Origin of the sequence: Enterobacter sp. BIGb0383, from assembly GCF_003751845.1 — a bacterium.
GTDB lineage: Bacteria > Pseudomonadota > Gammaproteobacteria > Enterobacterales > Enterobacteriaceae > BIGb0383.
In genome coordinates this window covers 320,733-337,238 of the sequence record NZ_RJKQ01000002.1, presented here as the reverse complement: position 1 = coordinate 337,238, position 16,506 = coordinate 320,733, and the positions used below count along the sequence as shown (strand labels likewise).

Below are 16,506 nucleotides of genomic sequence, written 5' to 3'. Positions count from 1 at the left end.
GACCCCCGATTGCAAAAAATGTCGCCCCACCGGCAGAGGGCAGGGCGAAGACGACTTTACAGACCTTTGATATTTTCCGCTTCTAATTCATTGAAGTATTTAAGCGTTTTCACTTTCAGTTCCATGGTGGACGGCTCATCGCAGACCATAACGGCCTTCGGATGCAGCTGCAGACAGCTGATGGTCCACATATGGTTCACGTTGCCTTCAACCGCCGCCTGCAGCGCCTGAGCTTTAACGTTGCCCAACACCAGGATCATCACTTCTTCTGCGTCCAGCAGGGTGCCGACGCCGACGGTCAGCGCATATTTCGGGACCTGGTTGACGTCGCCGTCAAAGAAGCGGGAGTTGGCAATACGGGTATCGTGGGTCAGCGTTTTAATGCGCGTACGGGACGAAAGCGATGAAGCCGGTTCGTTAAACGCGATATGACCGTCGTTGCCTACGCCGCCCATAAACAGATGGATCTTGCCGTAAGCGCGGATTTTTTCTTCATAACGACGGCATTCTTCGTCGATATCTGGCGCATTACCGTTGAGCAGGTTAATGTTCGCCGCCGGAATATCCACGTGGTCGAAGAAGTTGCGATGCATAAAGCTGTGGTAGCTTTCCGGGTGCTCTTTTGGCAGGCCGACGTACTCATCCATATTAAAGGTGACGACGTTCTGGAAGCTAACCTGGCCTGCTTTATGCATTTCAACCAGGGCCTTATAGGCGGTCAGCGGTGTGCCGCCGGTTGGCAGACCGAGAAGGAAAGGACGGTCTGCGGTCGGTTTGAAGGCGTTGATACGGTTAACGATATGGCGTGCCGCCCATTTACCAACCTGTTCAGCCGTAGCCAGGGGAATCAGTCTCATTCTGCACCTCTAAAGTTAAAATTAGAAAAGTTTACGAATTGCGTGCCTGGATATCCATAAGCGTAACCTGTTTTGGCGCGGTGGGCGGCAATTCGATTTGATTTTTTGGATGATAAAATAAGTTTTCGCTCTTAGCCAGAGAATGGATAAAGGAACTACAATATTTAGTGATTATTGTCACATAAAGTACGCTTTTAATTTGCGAGGCGAATTAATTTTCCACACACTGATAAAACAGGTGCACCGTCACCATGCTTTTCAGGTTTGTTACACAATAAAAAACGCAGTTCGAACGAGCCAAACCCACATAATTCAACTTGCAGGAAGCGTAGCTAACGCATCTACAACGTGAAGAATGACGGGTATAAACGGGGTCATAGGGGGAGTAAAGTGAGTATTCTTGGATATCTGCAGAAGGTCGGCCGTGCACTGATGGTGCCGGTCGCCACACTACCGGCCGCCGCCATTCTGATGGGCGTTGGCTACTGGATCGACCCTGTTGGTTGGGGTGGCGATAGCGCACTGGCGGCGTTCTTTATCAAGTCGGGTTCCGCCATTATCGACAATATGGGCGTGCTGTTTGCGGTGGGTGTCGCTTACGGTATGTCTAAAGACAAAGACGGCTCTGCCGCGCTGGCGGGCTTTGTCGGTTTCCTGGTCTTAACCACGCTCTGTTCACCGGCTGCCGTGGCGATGATCCAGAAAATCCCGGCCGATCAGGTTCCGGCGGCGTTCGGTAAAATCGAAAACCAGTTCGTCGGTATTCTGGTCGGTATCATCTCTGCCGAGCTGTATAACCGCTTTAGCAGCGTAGAGCTGCCGAAGGCGCTCTCCTTCTTCAGCGGCCGTCGTCTGGTGCCGATCCTCACCTCCTTTGTGATGATCGCCGTGGCCTTTGTGCTGATGTATGTCTGGCCGGTGGTCTTCAGCGGTCTGGTGAACTTTGGTGAGCATATCCAGAAGCTGGGCTCGGTCGGTGCCGGTGTCTACGCGTTCTTCAACCGTCTGCTGATCCCGGTTGGCCTGCATCATGCCCTGAACTCCGTGTTCTGGTTTGACGTGGCCGGTATCAACGATATCCCTAACTTCCTCGGCGGCGCGCAGTCTATCGAAGCCGGTAAAGCGGTTGTGGGCATCACCGGTCGTTATCAGGCAGGCTTCTTCCCGATCATGATGTTCGGTCTGCCGGGTGCGGCGCTGGCGATTTACCACTGCGCACGTCCGGAAAACAAAGCCAAAGTGCTGGGTATCATGATGGCGGGCGCCTTCGCGGCCTTCTTCACCGGGATCACCGAGCCGCTGGAATTCTCCTTTATGTTCGTGGCGCCGGTGCTGTACGTGATCCATGCGATCCTGACCGGTATCTCCGTTTATATCGCGGCCAGCATGCAGTGGATTGCCGGGTTCGGCTTTAGCGCCGGGCTGGTGGATATGTTCTTCTCCGCCCGCAACCCGCTGGCGACCCACTGGTACATGCTGATCCCGCAGGGTCTGGTGTTCTTCGCTATCTACTACGTGGTGTTCCGCTTCACCATCACGAAGTTCAACCTGCTGACGCCGGGCCGTGAGCTGGCCGTTGCCGGGGACGAAACCGATGGTCAGGACGTGAACGTGAGCGGCGACCAGGCTCAGGACACTTCCCAGCTGGCGCGGCAGTACATTGCTGCGGTCGGCGGCTCTGCCAACCTGACCGGCATTGACGCCTGTATTACCCGTCTGCGTCTGACCGTAAAAGACTCTGCGCTGGTCAATGAAAGCCTGGCGAAACGTCTGGGTGCGACCGGCGTCATTCGCCTGAACAAAACCAGCGTGCAGATTATTGTGGGCTTCGTTGCGGAAAAAATTGCTAACGCGATGAAAACCTCGGGTGACGTTCCGGCGGCCGAAGCGGCACCGGTCTCGGTGGCAAAGCCGACGCTGGCTGCGGTAAAACCGCAGGCTGATGCCGGTGCGCGGGTGATTGCCGCGCTGGTTTCGCCCGTTACCGGTGATATCGTGGCCCTGGAACAGGTGCCTGATGAAGCCTTCGCCAGCAAAGCGGTCGGTGACGGCGTGGCGGTGAAGCCGACGGAAAGCCTGGTGGTTTCACCGGCTGCCGGTACCATCGTTAAAATCTTCAACACCAACCATGCATTCTGCCTGGAAACCGAAAAGGGTGCGGAGATCGTGGTCCATATGGGCATCGATACCGTGGCGCTGAACGGACAGGGCTTTACCCGCCTGGTGGAAGAGGGTGCGGAAGTGGTGGCAGGTCAGCCGGTTCTGGAAATGGATCTCGACTTCCTGAACGCCAACGCACGTTCGATGGTCAGCCCGGTAGTCTGCAGCAATATTGACGACTTCAGCGGCCTGACGATTCAGGCTCAGGGTTCGGTGATTGCAGGCCAGACGCCGCTGTATACCATCAGCGGAAAGTAAGGCCAACGGCGTAACGCTGTTGAGGGCGGCGGGGGATTATCCTCCGCCGCTTTTTTTTGTCGTGATATTGACGGCAAATCGACCGCCCGCCCGCTGCCATCACTGAATTGTATAAGTAAAGGTTGTTTCCTGAGCCTGCTTATAAGATCATACGCCGTTATACGTTGTTGACGCTTTGAGGAACCCGCAATGAGTGAGGCTGAAGCCCGCCCGAGTAACTTTATTCGTCAGATCATCGATGAAGATCTGGCTAATGGTAAGCACACCGCTATCTGCACCCGTTTTCCGCCGGAGCCGAACGGCTACCTGCATATCGGCCATGCCAAGTCTATCTGTCTGAACTTTGGTATCGCCCAGGATTATCAGGGTCAGTGCAATCTGCGTTTTGACGATACCAACCCGGTGAAAGAAGACATCGAGTACGTAGAGTCGATCAAAAACGATGTGCAATGGTTAGGGTTCCAGTGGGCTGGCGAGGTTCGCTACTCCTCAAATTATTTCGATCAACTGCATCAGTACGCGATTGAGCTGATCAACAAAGGCCTGGCCTACGTTGACGAGCTGTCAGCGGATCAGATCCGTGAATACCGCGGCACGCTGACGCAGCCGGGTAAAAACAGCCCGTTCCGCGATCGCAGCGTGGAAGAGAACCTGGCCCTGTTCGAAAAAATGCGTGCCGGTGGCTTCGAAGAAGGCAAAGCCTGCCTGCGTGCCAAAATCGACATGGCCTCGCCGTTTATCGTGATGCGCGATCCGGTGCTGTACCGCATTAAGTTTGCCGATCACCACCAGACCGGCAGCAAGTGGTGCATCTACCCGATGTACGACTTTACCCACTGCATTTCCGATGCGCTGGAAGGGATTACCCACTCGCTCTGTACCCTGGAGTTCCAGGACAACCGTCGTCTGTACGACTGGGTGCTGGATAACATCACCATACCGGTGCACCCGCGCCAGTATGAGTTCTCACGTCTTAACCTCGAATATGCGGTGATGTCCAAGCGTAAGCTGAACCTGCTGGTCACCGACAAAATCGTTGAGGGCTGGGATGACCCGCGTATGCCGACCATTTCCGGTCTGCGTCGTCGTGGCTACACCGCGGCGTCTATTCGCGAGTTCTGCAAACGTATCGGCGTGACCAAACAGGACAACACCATCGAGATGGCGTCCCTGGAATCCTGCATTCGTGAAGATCTGAACGAAAACGCCCCGCGTGCGATGGCGGTTATCGATCCGGTTAAGCTGGTTATCGAAAACTACCCGCAGGGTGAAAGCGAAATTGTCACCATGCCTAACCATCCGAATAAGCCGGAAATGGGCAGCCGTGAGGTGCCGTTCAGCGCAGAAATCTGGATCGACCGCGCCGACTTCCGCGAAGAAGCCAACAAGCAGTACAAGCGTCTGGTAATGGGTAAAGAAGTTCGCCTGCGTAATGCCTACGTCATCAAAGCTGAGCGCGTTGAGAAAGACGACGCGGGCACCATCACCACCATTTTCTGCAGCTACGATGCTGAAACCCTGAGCAAAGATCCTGCTGACGGCCGCAAGGTCAAAGGCGTGATCCACTGGGTCAGCGCGGCGCACGCGCTGCCGGTTGAGATTCGTCTCTACGATCGTCTGTTCAGCATCGCTAATCCGGGCGCGGCAGAGGACTTCCTCGCCACCCTTAACCCGGACTCGCTGGTGATCAAACAGGGCTTTGCGGAGCCGGGTCTGCAGAACGCGGAAGAGGGCAAAGCGTACCAGTTCGAGCGTGAAGGTTACTTCTGCCTCGACGGCCGCTACAGCAGCGCTGAGAAGCGCGTCTTTAACCGCACCGTGGGCCTGCGTGATACCTGGGCGAAGATCGGCGAATAAGATCGTCGTTCCCGCCTCCTGAACGCCGCATATTGCGGCGTTTTTTTTTGCTTTACGCTCAGCGGGTTACTTCAAAGATATATTCGCAATGCGAATTAATATCACCAGACTTAAATTTTCATCCCGTTTCCCTTCTCCGTGATATAGCCATAATTCACTGTTTTTATGCTTATTACAGCGCGTTTTGAGAATTGTTACCAAATGCGATGAAATATGTGCAGTCGGTCATAGTCCTGCATTCTGGCGACGAAAAAGCATTGATAATTCGCGTCGCGAAAAATAGTCTTATAGACGATAAGCGAGGGCATTTTCACCGTCGGTTTATCGTTTTCTTATTGCGTATTTTTATTGCTGTCTGCCTTGCGGGCGGCGTTTTGAATGTCAAAGAGGATTAACTCATGCGTACGTTTAATCGTAAACGTAGTACGCTGGCGCTGGCTATTGCAGGCGTCACCGCACTTTCCGGGCTGGCTGTGGCACCCCAGGCCCATGCCGATGGTTTTATTGATGATTCTACCCTGACCGGCGGTATCTATTACTGGCAGCGCGAGCGTGACCGCAAAGATTTACTCGATGGAAATAAATACAAAACCAACCTTGCCCACTCTACCTGGAACGCCAACCTCGATTTTCAGTCCGGCTATGTAGCCGATATGTTCGGGCTGGATATTGCCGCCTTTACCGCCATCGAAATGGCGGAAAACGGCGACAGCGGGCATCCGAATGAAATTGCCTTCTCGGCAAAAAACCGCACCTACGACGAAGACTACAGCGGGGATAAGAGCGGTATCAGCCTCTATAAAGCTGCGGCAAAATTTAAGCTTGGTCCGGTCTGGGCGCGCGCCGGTTATCTCCAGCCGACCGGGCAAACCCTGCTGGCACCACACTGGAGCTTTATGCCTGGTACCTATCAGGGGGCTGAAGCCGGGGCCAACTTCGACTACGCCGATGCGGGTGCGCTGAGCGTCAGCTATATGTGGACCAACGAATATAAAGCGCCGTGGCATCTGGAAACGGATAAGTTTTACCGGAACGATAAAAAGACCAAAGTGGAGTATCTCCACTCGCTGGGGGCAAAATACGACTTTAAAAATGACCTGATCCTGGAGGCGGCTTTTGGGCAGGCGGAAGGCTATATTGACCAGTATTTCGCCAAAGCCAGCTACAGCTTCGATATTGCCGGTAGCCCGCTTTCGACCAGCTATCAGTTCTACGGCAGCCGTGACAAAGTCAGCGGCGGCGTCAACGATATTTATGACGGCACCGCCTGGCTGCAGGCGCTCACCTTCGGCTACAAGGTTGGTCAGGTGGATCTGCGTCTCGAAGGGACATGGGTGAAGGCCGACGGGCAGCAGGGCTACTTCCTCCAGCGCATGACGCCAACCTACGCCTCGTCGAATGGTCGACTGGATATCTGGTGGGACAACCGCTCTGACTTTAACGCCAACGGCGAAAAAGCGGTGTTCGCGGGCGCGATGTACGACCTGGCGAACTGGGATCTGGCCGGCTGGGCCGTGGGGGCATCCTACGTTTATGCCTGGGACGCGAAACCAGGCCGGATGGCGACGCCGGACGCGTGGTACAACGCGGATTACCGCCTGAAAGAGTCGGCTTACAGCCTCGATGCCCGCTATACCGTGCAGGATGGCCGGGCCAAAGGGACACAGTTTAAGCTGCACTTTACCCAGTATGATAACCATTCCGACATCCCAAGCTGGAGCGGCGGCTACGGCAACATCTTCCAGGATGAGCGCGACGTGAAGTTTATGGTCATCGCACCTTTCACCATTTTCTAATCGCCAGGGTTTGAACAGACAAAAAAAGACCCGCTTCGGCGGGTCTTTTCGTTGTTCGACAGGCATAAAAAAGCCAACCGTCAGGTTGGCTTCTGGTGTGCCAGAACCGCTTACTTCGGCTCGTGAGCCTTATCGTCTTCCCGGCAGTCGCCTTCCGCGCAGTGACCGTAAAGATAGAGGCTGTGGTTAGTCAGACGAATACCGTGCTTGACGGCGATTTCGCGCTGGCGAACTTCGATAGAATCATCGCTGAACTCGATAACCTTGCCGCAGTCGAGGCAGATCAGGTGATCGTGATGATGCTGCTGAGTCAGTTCGAAAACGGATTTGCCGCCTTCGAAATTATGACGGGTAACAATCCCGGCATCGTCAAACTGGTTGAGCACGCGATAGACGGTCGCCAGACCAATCTCTTCGCCCATGTCGATCAGGCGTTTGTATAAATCTTCCGCACTGACGTGATGGTTGTCAGGCTCCTGAAGCACTTCCAGGATCTTTAATCGAGGAAGCGTGACTTTCAGGCCGGCCTTCTTTAATGCGGTATTGTTGTCAGTCATGCGGAGTCTGTCCTGTTGCTAAACGATTCACTTCCTTAAGCGGAAGTATTACAGAGTATGCATTCAAGATAATGCGTCTCATTATAGAACTGCCATGTCTAAATGAAAACTACAAGTCTGAAGCAGAGTATGCTTTTAAAAACGAGGTACCGCCAGCAAAGCGGGAAAATGTTACCTCGTAAAAACAGAGGACATTGTACAGGGATGTGCCCAAAAGTTAAAAATTTGTAGCGATTATTTTGATTGCTTTTATCTATTAATACGGTGTAGCAATAATGCCACACCGTTATTAAATCAGGCGTTAATGATATCGCTCAGGTTCAGCTCGGCGGAGATCTGGTTGACCCATTTTTCCACGCGCTCTGCGGTCAGCTCTGGCTGACGGTCTTCATCAATGGCCAGACCCACAAAGTGGTCGTCATCGGCCAGGCCTTTAGAGGCTTCAAAATGGTAGCCCGCGGTTGGCCAGTGGCCCACGATGGCGGCACCACGCGGTTCGATAATATCGCGGATGGTGCCCAGCGCGTCGCAGAAGTATTCCGCGTAGTCTTCCTGGTCACCGCAGCCGAACAGCGCAACCAGCTTGCCGTTGAAGTCGACTTCTTCCAGCGTCGGGAAGAAATCATCCCAGTCGCACTGGGCTTCGCCGTAGTACCAGGTCGGGATGCCGAGCAGCAGGATATCGTAACCCGCCAGATCTTCTTTGCTGCTTTTGGCAATGTCATGAACGTCAGCTACGTCTTTGCCGAGCTGTTTTTGAATCATTTTCGCGATATTTTCGGTGTTACCGGTATCGCTGCCGAAGAAGATGCCAATGATTGCCATGAGTTAAATAACCTCTTGATACTTATTGATATGGTGGTGGCGCATTGCCCACGGATACGAGCAATCATAGCAGAACAGGGAAGGGCGCGGAAACAGCAATCACGCCGTACTGCACTCTTCGCTACATCAAATGGGATAAATGGCGGTTTTTCCGACGCGTTAACGGTCGTGCAGCGCCTGCAGCTGATTCATCAGTATCTCTTCAATCAGCTCGCTACGGCTCATATTGCGGGCATCAGCCAGTTCGTTCAGCGCGTCAACCGCCTGAGCATTGAGCTTGAGCTCAACGCGCTTCAGACCGCAGGCACGGTCGCGCTTCAGCTGGTTACGCTTATTAATGCGCAGCTGTTCATCACGCGAAAGAGGGTTGGTCTTGGGTCTTCCCGGACGACGGTCATTCGCGAACAGATCTATTGTCGTACGGTCAGTTTGTTCTTTTGCCATGATTCAGAGTGACTTGGGGGAAACAAGCAGCCGGGTTCATTGCCCGGACAGGTAGCGCGCCATCATACATCAGGGCAGGGGGATCGCCAACGACCGCGGGCATTATGCCGTGCGGTCGCTGGCTTTTTAATCACTGAGCGGTTTCGTTGAGGTAGCGACGGATAGCGCGCAGCACCGCTTCAGGCTTTTCCGCGTGCACCCAGTGACCGGCACCGGCAATGACGTGCGCCCGCGCCTGCGGGAACTGCGCCAGCAGCGTGTCGCGATACGCTTCAGAAACATAAGGAGAGTTGCCACCGGGAATAAACAGGGCAGGCTTATCCCAGGCCGTGATCGGCTCCCAGCCCACGATATGCTCATACTGGTCCCAGAGAACCGGCACGTTAAAGCGCCATTCGCCGTCGACGAAGGATTTGAGCAGAAACTGGATCACCCCTTCTTCATCCAGGGTTTCACGCATTACCGCCGCCGCCTGCGAGCGGGTGCTGCTGGTGGAGGCGCTGACGGCGTTAATCGCGGCGAAAATCTCGTCATGGCGACGAACGCCGTAGGCGACCGGCGCAATATCAATCGCTACCAACTGGTCGATGCGTTCCGGCGCCAGCGCGGTCAGCGCCATCACCGCTTTGCCGCCCATTGAATGCCCGATAAAGGTCGCTTTCTCAATCTGCTCCGCATCGAGGGTATCCAGCAGATCCTGGGCCATCGCGGCGTAGGTCATCTCCATCGAGCGTGGGGACTGGCCGTGGTTGCGCATATCAACCTGCACCACCTGACGATCGGCGATCAGATCGCGGGCCAGCACGCCCAGGTTGTCGAGGCTGCCGAACAGACCGTGGACCAGCACGATGGGAGAATTATTGTGCGGGTTTTGTGCAGATTGCACGCGGGTATTCAATTTCATAGCAAAGTTCTTTTTTTCGCTTCGTCGGGTTAGGTTATTATGGTGACCATTCTGCCGCCCGGCTGCAAGACCCGGAACTATTCCGAGTTTTGTTGCCATCCTGGTTTGACGCTATCCGCTGTTGAGATTTCACCCTATAATCTCAACGACTTGTATTCAGATAAGACACCGTACTGGATTAAGATGAAAACAATCGAAGTTGATGACGAGCTTTATAGCTATATTGCCAGCCATACCCGGCACATTGGCGAAAGCGCATCCGACATTTTACGGCGTATGCTGAAGTTTTCCCCTGCAACACAGAGCGCTACGCCTCAGGTTGTTAAGGCCGCGCAGCCTGCTACCGCTGCTGTCGTCGCCCCGATCAAAGCGGCGAGTCCGGTTAAAGATAACGTTCGCGCGGTGCGTGAGCTTCTGCTTTCCGACGAGTACGCCGAGCAGAAAAAAGCGGTTAACCGCTTTATGCTGGTGCTGACCACGCTGTATACCCTCGACGGCAAAGCCTTCACCGACGCCACCGAGTCGCTGCACGGGCGTACTCGCGTCTATTTCGCTTCTGATGAGCAGACCCTGCTGAAAAACGGCAGCACCACCAAGCCGAAGCACGTTTCCGGCACGCCGTACTGGGTCATCACCAACACCAATACCGACCGCAAGCGCGGCATGATTGAACATATCATGCAGTCGATGCAGTTCCCGGCGGAGCTGACCGAAAAGGTTTGCGGCACAATTTAACCTTGCATTAAAAGGACCAGGCAATGGCAATCCACAACCGTGCGGGGCAGCCTGCACAGCAGAGTGATTTGATCAACGTCGCCCAGCTGACGGCACAATATTACGTCCTCAAACCGCAGGCGGGTAATGCGGAGCACGCCGTTAAGTTCGGCACCTCCGGCCACCGCGGCAGCGCCGGTCGTCATAGCTTTAACGAACCGCATATCCTGGCGATTGCCCAGGCTATCGCGGAAGAGCGCGCCAAAAACGGCGTGACCGGTCCGTGCTACGTGGGCAAAGACACCCATGCGCTTTCCGAACCGGCATTTATTTCGGTGCTGGAAGTGCTGGCCGCCAACGGCGTTGACGTTATCGTGCAGGAAGATAACGGCTTCACCCCGACGCCGGCAGTCTCTAACGCTATCCTGGTGCATAACAAACGCGGCGGCGCGCTGGCGGACGGTATTGTGATCACCCCGTCGCACAACCCGCCGGAAGATGGCGGTATTAAATACAACCCGCCTAACGGTGGTCCGGCAGATACCAACGTCACCAAAGTGGTGGAAGACCGCGCTAACGCGCTGCTGGCCGACGGCCTGAAAGGCGTGAAACGTCTGTCGCTGGATGCCGCAATGGCTTCAGGTCACGTGAAAGAGCAGGATCTGGTTCAGCCGTTTATTGAAGGGCTGGCAGAGATCGTCGATATGGCGGCGATCCAGAAAGCGGGCCTGACCCTCGGGGTAGATCCGCTGGGCGGCTCCGGGATTGAGTACTGGAAACGTATTGCCGAGCACTACAAGCTTAACCTGACCCTGGTTAACGATCAGGTCGATCAGACCTTCCGCTTTATGCACCTCGACAAAGACGGCGCGATCCGCATGGACTGTTCGTCAGAGTGTGCGATGGCCGGTCTGCTGGCTCTGCGCGATAAGTTCGATCTGGCCTTTGCCAACGACCCGGACTATGACCGTCACGGTATTGTTACCCCGGCCGGTCTGATGAACCCGAATCACTACCTGGCGGTGGCGATCAACTACCTGTTCCAGCACCGTCCGCAGTGGGGCAAAGAGGTTGCCGTTGGCAAAACCCTCGTCTCCTCGGCGATGATTGACCGTGTCGTAAACGACCTGGGCCGTAAGCTGGTGGAAGTGCCGGTCGGCTTTAAATGGTTCGTTGACGGCCTGTTCGACGGCAGCTTCGGCTTTGGCGGCGAAGAGAGCGCGGGTGCATCCTTCCTGCGCTTCGACGGTACGCCGTGGTCCACCGATAAAGACGGGATCATCATGTGTCTGCTGGCGGCGGAAATCACCGCCGTCACCGGTAAAAACCCGCAGCAGCACTATGACGAACTGGCTGCCCGCTTCGGCGCGCCGAGCTATAACCGCCTGCAGGCGGGAGCCACTTCAGCGCAAAAAGCGGCGCTGTCTAAGCTCTCTCCGGAAATGGTGAGCGCCAGCACCCTGGCCGGCGATCCGATTACCGCACGTCTGACGGCCGCACCGGGTAACGGCGCGTCGATTGGCGGTCTGAAGGTGATGACGGAAAACGGCTGGTTTGCAGCGCGTCCGTCGGGTACCGAAGACGCCTACAAAATTTACTGCGAAAGCTTCCTCGGTGAAGAACACCGGAAGCTGATTGAAAAAGAAGCGGTGGAGATTGTCAGCGAAGTGCTGAATAAAGCCTGATAACAAATAACGCCTCCATCGCTGGGGGCGTTTTTTTTATCCCAGCGCGACCATCAGCGCACCGGCGGTGATCAGCGCCACACCAAGTCCCGATATCAGCGATACTTTCTCCCCGAACAGCACGACCGCCAGCAGCACGGCAAAGACCACGCTCAGTTTGTCGATAGGCGCGACCCGCGACACGTCCCCGGTTTTGATGGCCATAAAATAGAACAGCCACGACAGCGCCCCGGCGACGCCGCTCAGCACAATAAAGGCCAGCGCTTTTTTATCCGCCAGAATCGTGGAGATCAGAGAGAGTTTCCCCTGTACCACCACCACGCCCACCAGAAAGAGCGCCATCACCACGGCGCGAATTGCGGTCGCGGTATTGGCGTCCAGATGTTGTAAACCGATTTTGCCGAAAATGGCGACCAGCGAAGCGGTGACCGCTGACAGCAGGGCATAAACGAGCCAGATACTCATAGGTTTTCTCCTTGTGTGCCAGGAGGCTACACCCTCAGAGCATAAAGCGGTAGCCGATTCCTGTTTCAGTCAGTAAATGGCGGGGACGGGCAGGGTCCTGTTCCAGCTTCTGGCGCAGATGGCCCATATAGATGCGCAGATAGTGGCTATGTTCGACGGCGTTCGGCCCCCAGACCTGGCTTAACAGCTGGCGCTGGGTCAGTACCTTACCGGGATTATTGAGCAGTACCGCCAGCAGACGGAATTCGATAGGCGTCAGGTGGATTTCTTCTGTGCCGCGCTGAATACGGCGGGTAGAGAGGTCGACCTGGGTTTCGCCAAAGTGGATAACCGGCTCGCTGGCGCTTCCGGCGGCGTGGCGGCGCAGGGCGACGCGCAGCCGCGCCTGCAGTTCACCGATGCCGAACGGCTTACTGAGGTAGTCATCGGCGCCGGCGTCGAGGGCGGCGATTTTGTCGTGCTCTTCCGTGCGGGCGGAAAGCACGATCACCGGGACCTGGCTCCACTGGCGCAGATCGCGGATAAAATCGATGCCGTCCCCGTCCGGAAGACCGAGGTCGAGGATCACCAGGTCCGGTTTGCGGGTGGCGGCTTCCAGCAGGCCGCGTTGCAGGGTATCCGCGTCATATACGCGCAGGCCATCGGCTTCCAGCGCGGTGCGCAGAAAGCGGCGGATGGCCTGTTCATCTTCAACAATCAGAACGTTGGTCACAGTTCCTCGGCTAATTCATCCAGTTGCGGGGGCGACTCTATCGGCAGTGTAACACGGAAGCTGGCGCCGCCTTCCGGGCGATTGGCGGCGGAAATGGTACCGCCGTGCACCTCGACAATCGCCTGACAGATGGCCAGACCCAGACCCACGCCGGGAATGGCCGACTCTTTATTACCCCGGGCGAATTTGGCAAAAATCGCCCGCTCCTGGCCCGGTGGAATGCCCGGACCGCTATCCCACACCTCCAGCACGAGATGCTGCTCTTCATGACGGGCGCGGATACCAATGGTTGCCTGGTAACCGGCATACTTGAGGGCATTTTCCAGCAGGTTAATCAGTACCCGCTCAAACAGCGGGCCGTCCACCTGCACCAGCATTAAAGGATCGGGCAGGGAGAGGGTGATATGCCGACCGCCCAGACCCGGATCCATCGTACGCAGAGCGCTGCCGATCACCTCTTCCAGGGTCAGCCACTCTTTCTTCAGATTAAAGCCGCCGGACTGAATACGCGCCATATCCAGTAGATTATTGACCAGTCGGGTCGTGTTAAGTACGTGCTGGCGGATCTCATTGGCCTGCGGAGCGTGTTTTGAGCCTTCGCTGGCCAGGTCGAGCGTCAGGATCTCCGCCTGACCAAACAGTACCGTCAGAGGCGTGCGGAGATCGTGAGAGAGCGCCGCCAGCAGAGCGTTGCGAATACTTTCCCGCTCGCTGGAGAGCCTTGCCTGCTGCTCGCGGCTGGTCAGCGCCAGACGCTCCAGGGCGCTGGCGACCAGCAGGGTAAAGGTTTCCAGCAGGCGCTGCTGCTCAGGGATCATCAGTTGGCGCAGGTTGCCCGGCTCAATCACTACCAGCCCCCAGACGTGGCTGGCGCTTTTCAGGGGCAGGATCTGATAGGGCACGCCGGGCAGGGTATCGGTGCCTGCGCCTGCGGGCTGGCCCTTGTCAAAGCTCCAGCGGGCGATGGCATCATCCCAGGGCGTGATGCCCTGGCCTGGCGTAACGGGTACCGGTCGACCATTGTCATCCGGCAGCAGAATTTTACTGCGGGCGTGGAAGGTGGACTGAATAAACTGCTCGCTGGTGGCGGCGATATCGGATTCGCTGCGCCCCACCGCCAGCGCCTTCGACATTTCATACAGATGCCGGGTCCGCTGCTCCCGATAGCGCGCGACCCGCGCCTGATAGCGCACCCCAGCGGTCAGATTGCCGATGGTCAGGCCGACGGTCAGCATCACCGCGAAGGTCAGCAGATACTGGACGTCGGACACGGCCAGAGTGCCGCGAGGAGCAATAAAGAAGAGGTCAAAGCTGACCACGTTACTGACGGTTGCCAGCACCGAGGGCCAGCGGCCATACAGCAGGGCAACGATCACCACGCCCAGCAGGTAGATCATCACCAGGTTCGCGGCGTCGAAGGCGGTCAGCCACTGCATTGCCACCAGGGTTATCAGAGTACACAGGCCCAGCGCCACCAGACAGCCGTGGATCTGGACCCGCCATTTGTCCATTAGCGGGCGGTTATCGGCATTTTTCACCGGCAGAGGCGCGGGTTTATCCTCAAGGGCGACGATCACCAGATCGAGATCCGGTGCCCGGCGGGCCAGACGGTCGGAGAAACTCTCTCCGCTCCACCAGCGACGACGGTTCTGACGACCGAGCATAATTTTGCCGAGGTTATGCTCGCGGGCGTAGCGCACCACGGCTTTTTCCTCTTCCGTGTCGGCCAGGGTGGCGGTTTCCGCCCCCAGCTCCTGGGCCAGCCGCAGCGCGCTGAGGATCGCCCGACGCTGGCGTTCCGGCAGACGGTGCAGGGAAGGGGTTTCCACATAGACCGCGTGCCAGGCGCTGCCGAGCCGGGCCGCCAGACGGGCGGCGGAGCGGACCAGTTTTTCGCTGCCGGTCTGGTGGCCGATACAGAGCAAAATGGCGTCGCGTGTGTGCCAGACCTTGTCCTGGCCCTGCGTATCGCGCCAGGCGCGCATCTGATCGTCAACCCGGTCGGCGGTGCGTCGCAGGGCCAGCTCGCGCAGGGCGATCAGGTTACCTTTACGGAAGAAGTGTTCGATAGCGCGCTCGGCCTGGCCGCCGATATAAACCTTGCCCTCGTTGAGGCGCTGGCGAAGATCATCCGGGGGAAGATCCACCAGCACCACTTCATCGGCGACATCAAAAAACGGGTCCGGTACGGTTTCGCGTACCTGGATACCGGTAACCCCGCTGACCACGTCGTTCAGGCTTTCCAGATGCTGAACGTTAACGGTGGTAAAGACATCGATTCCGGCTTCCAGCAGCTCGTCCACATCCTGCCAGCGCTTTGGATGGCGCGAACCCGGCGCGTTACTGTGGGCCAGTTCGTCCATCAGTATCAACGCCGGACGCCGCGCAAGGGCGGCGTCGAGGTCAAATTCCATCAGGGTTCGCCCGCGATGGGCGACGGCTTTAAGGGGCTGGGTTGCCAGCCCGTTTTGCAAGGCGGCCGTCTCCTTACGGCCGTGGGTCTCTACGACACCGATCAGAATATCCAGCCCCTGCGCCCGGAGCCGCTGCGCTTCGGCCAGCATGGCGTAGGTTTTCCCGACGCCTGCGCAGGCGCCAAAAAAAACCTTCAGCCTGCCGCGATGCGGCTGGGCGGTTTGCTCCAGCAGGCGGTCAGGGTCCGGGCGCAGAGGCTCGTCAGTCATGGCTTAGTTATCCTTGAGCGCATCCAGCGCCATATTCAGTTCGACAATATTGACCACCGGCTGGCCGATAAAACTCACCAGCGGGGTTTGGGTATGGGCGGCAACCAGCGCCTCAACCTGCGCGTCCGGCAGCTGACGCGCTTTTGCCACGCGTGGGATCTGCCACTCTGCCGCCTGAGGTGACAGATGCGGATCCAGACCGCTCGCCGAGGCGGTGACCAGTTCCACCGGCACCTGCGGGTTAGCCTGCGGATTGGCGGCACGCAGGGCAGCAACGCGTTCGGCTACGGCCTTATCCAGCGCCGGATTGCTGGCGGCCAGATTGCTGCCGCCCGATGCTTCTGGATTATAGGGGGCTTCGCCGGTGGCGGAAGGGCGCCCCTGAAAATATCCCGCTGCGCTAAAGTCCTGGCCCATCAGGCGAGAACCGACAAGCAGGCCGTCGCGGTGCAGCAGCGAACCGTTGGCCTGGTCGGGAAACAGCCACTGACCCAGGGCGGTCGTTACCAGCGGATAGAGGCCGCCGGTAATGGCCGTCAGCAACATTAACAACAGAAAGGCGGTACGTAATAAAGCCATTTTTTGAAT

General features: G+C 56.9%; 14 protein-coding genes. 5 read left to right on the top strand and 9 right to left on the bottom strand.

Annotated elements, in window-relative coordinates; all coding sequences use genetic code 11:
- Positions 1-56 precede the first annotated feature (56 nt).
- The gene (gene nagB, locus EDF81_RS09970) at positions 57-857 is read right to left on the bottom strand and encodes a glucosamine-6-phosphate deaminase (protein ID WP_123347993.1); all 801 of its coding nucleotides are present in this window, start codon (positions 855-857) and stop codon (positions 57-59) included.
- Positions 858-1,247: 390 nt separating this feature from the next.
- On the opposite strand from nagB, the gene nagE reads away from it, so the two are divergent.
- From nagE to chiP, 3 genes are all read left to right on the top strand, one after another.
- Positions 1,248-3,275: an N-acetylglucosamine-specific PTS transporter subunit IIBC gene (gene nagE, locus EDF81_RS09965; protein WP_123347992.1), complete on the top strand. Its 2,028-nt coding sequence runs from the start codon at positions 1,248-1,250 to the stop codon at positions 3,273-3,275.
- A gap of 189 nt (positions 3,276-3,464) precedes the next feature.
- A complete protein-coding gene (gene glnS / locus EDF81_RS09960; protein WP_123347991.1) occupies positions 3,465-5,132 on the top strand; it encodes a glutamine--tRNA ligase in 1,668 nt (555 codons plus the stop codon).
- A 398-nt stretch (positions 5,133-5,530) separates the two neighbouring features.
- Entirely contained in the window at positions 5,531-6,928 is a 1,398-nt protein-coding gene (chiP, locus tag EDF81_RS09950) for a chitoporin ChiP (protein ID WP_123347989.1), read from the top strand.
- Between the two features lie 110 nt (positions 6,929-7,038).
- On the opposite strand, the gene fur is transcribed toward chiP, so the two are convergent.
- From fur to ybfF, 4 genes are all read right to left on the bottom strand, one after another.
- Positions 7,039-7,485, bottom strand: coding sequence for a ferric iron uptake transcriptional regulator (gene fur, locus EDF81_RS09945; protein WP_123347988.1), 447 nt, complete (start codon positions 7,483-7,485; stop codon positions 7,039-7,041).
- A gap of 294 nt (positions 7,486-7,779) precedes the next feature.
- The gene (gene fldA, locus EDF81_RS09940) at positions 7,780-8,310 is read right to left on the bottom strand and encodes a flavodoxin FldA (protein WP_123347987.1); all 531 of its coding nucleotides are present in this window, start codon (positions 8,308-8,310) and stop codon (positions 7,780-7,782) included.
- A 159-nt stretch (positions 8,311-8,469) separates the two neighbouring features.
- Entirely contained in the window at positions 8,470-8,754 is a 285-nt protein-coding gene (gene ybfE, locus EDF81_RS09935) for a LexA regulated protein (protein WP_123347986.1), read from the bottom strand.
- 130 nt (positions 8,755-8,884) lie between these two features.
- On the bottom strand, positions 8,885-9,658 hold the full coding sequence (gene ybfF / locus EDF81_RS09930; protein ID WP_123347985.1) for an esterase: 774 nt from the start codon (positions 9,656-9,658) through the stop codon (positions 8,885-8,887).
- A gap of 183 nt (positions 9,659-9,841) precedes the next feature.
- Between ybfF and seqA the strand changes: the two genes are divergently transcribed.
- Both seqA and pgm read left to right on the top strand, forming a co-directional pair.
- Complete coding sequence (gene seqA, locus EDF81_RS09925) at positions 9,842-10,393, top strand: replication initiation negative regulator SeqA (RefSeq protein WP_123347984.1); 552 nt, start codon at positions 9,842-9,844, stop codon at positions 10,391-10,393.
- Between the two features lie 23 nt (positions 10,394-10,416).
- Positions 10,417-12,057, top strand: coding sequence for a phosphoglucomutase (alpha-D-glucose-1,6-bisphosphate-dependent) (pgm, locus tag EDF81_RS09920; RefSeq protein WP_123347983.1), 1,641 nt, complete (start codon positions 10,417-10,419; stop codon positions 12,055-12,057).
- A gap of 36 nt (positions 12,058-12,093) precedes the next feature.
- Here pgm and EDF81_RS09915 read toward each other — a convergent pair whose 3' ends face one another.
- Genes EDF81_RS09915 through kdpC form a run of 4 tightly spaced genes read right to left on the bottom strand, consistent with a single transcriptional unit; the run spans position 12,094 to position 16,497 of the window.
- Positions 12,094-12,522 (bottom strand): EamA family transporter, encoded by a 429-nt coding sequence (locus EDF81_RS09915; RefSeq protein WP_123347982.1) that lies wholly within the window; start codon positions 12,520-12,522, stop codon positions 12,094-12,096.
- Between the two features lie 34 nt (positions 12,523-12,556).
- Positions 12,557-13,234 (bottom strand): two-component system response regulator KdpE, encoded by a 678-nt coding sequence (kdpE, locus tag EDF81_RS09910; protein ID WP_123347981.1) that lies wholly within the window; start codon positions 13,232-13,234, stop codon positions 12,557-12,559.
- Positions 13,231-15,918: a two-component system sensor histidine kinase KdpD gene (kdpD, locus tag EDF81_RS09905; protein ID WP_123347980.1), complete on the bottom strand. Its 2,688-nt coding sequence runs from the start codon at positions 15,916-15,918 to the stop codon at positions 13,231-13,233. Before kdpD ends, kdpE begins: the two co-directional genes overlap by 4 nt.
- 3 nt (positions 15,919-15,921) lie before the next feature.
- On the bottom strand, positions 15,922-16,497 hold the full coding sequence (gene kdpC, locus EDF81_RS09900) for a potassium-transporting ATPase subunit KdpC (protein WP_123347979.1): 576 nt from the start codon (positions 16,495-16,497) through the stop codon (positions 15,922-15,924).
- Between the last annotated feature and the right edge of the window lie 9 nt (positions 16,498-16,506).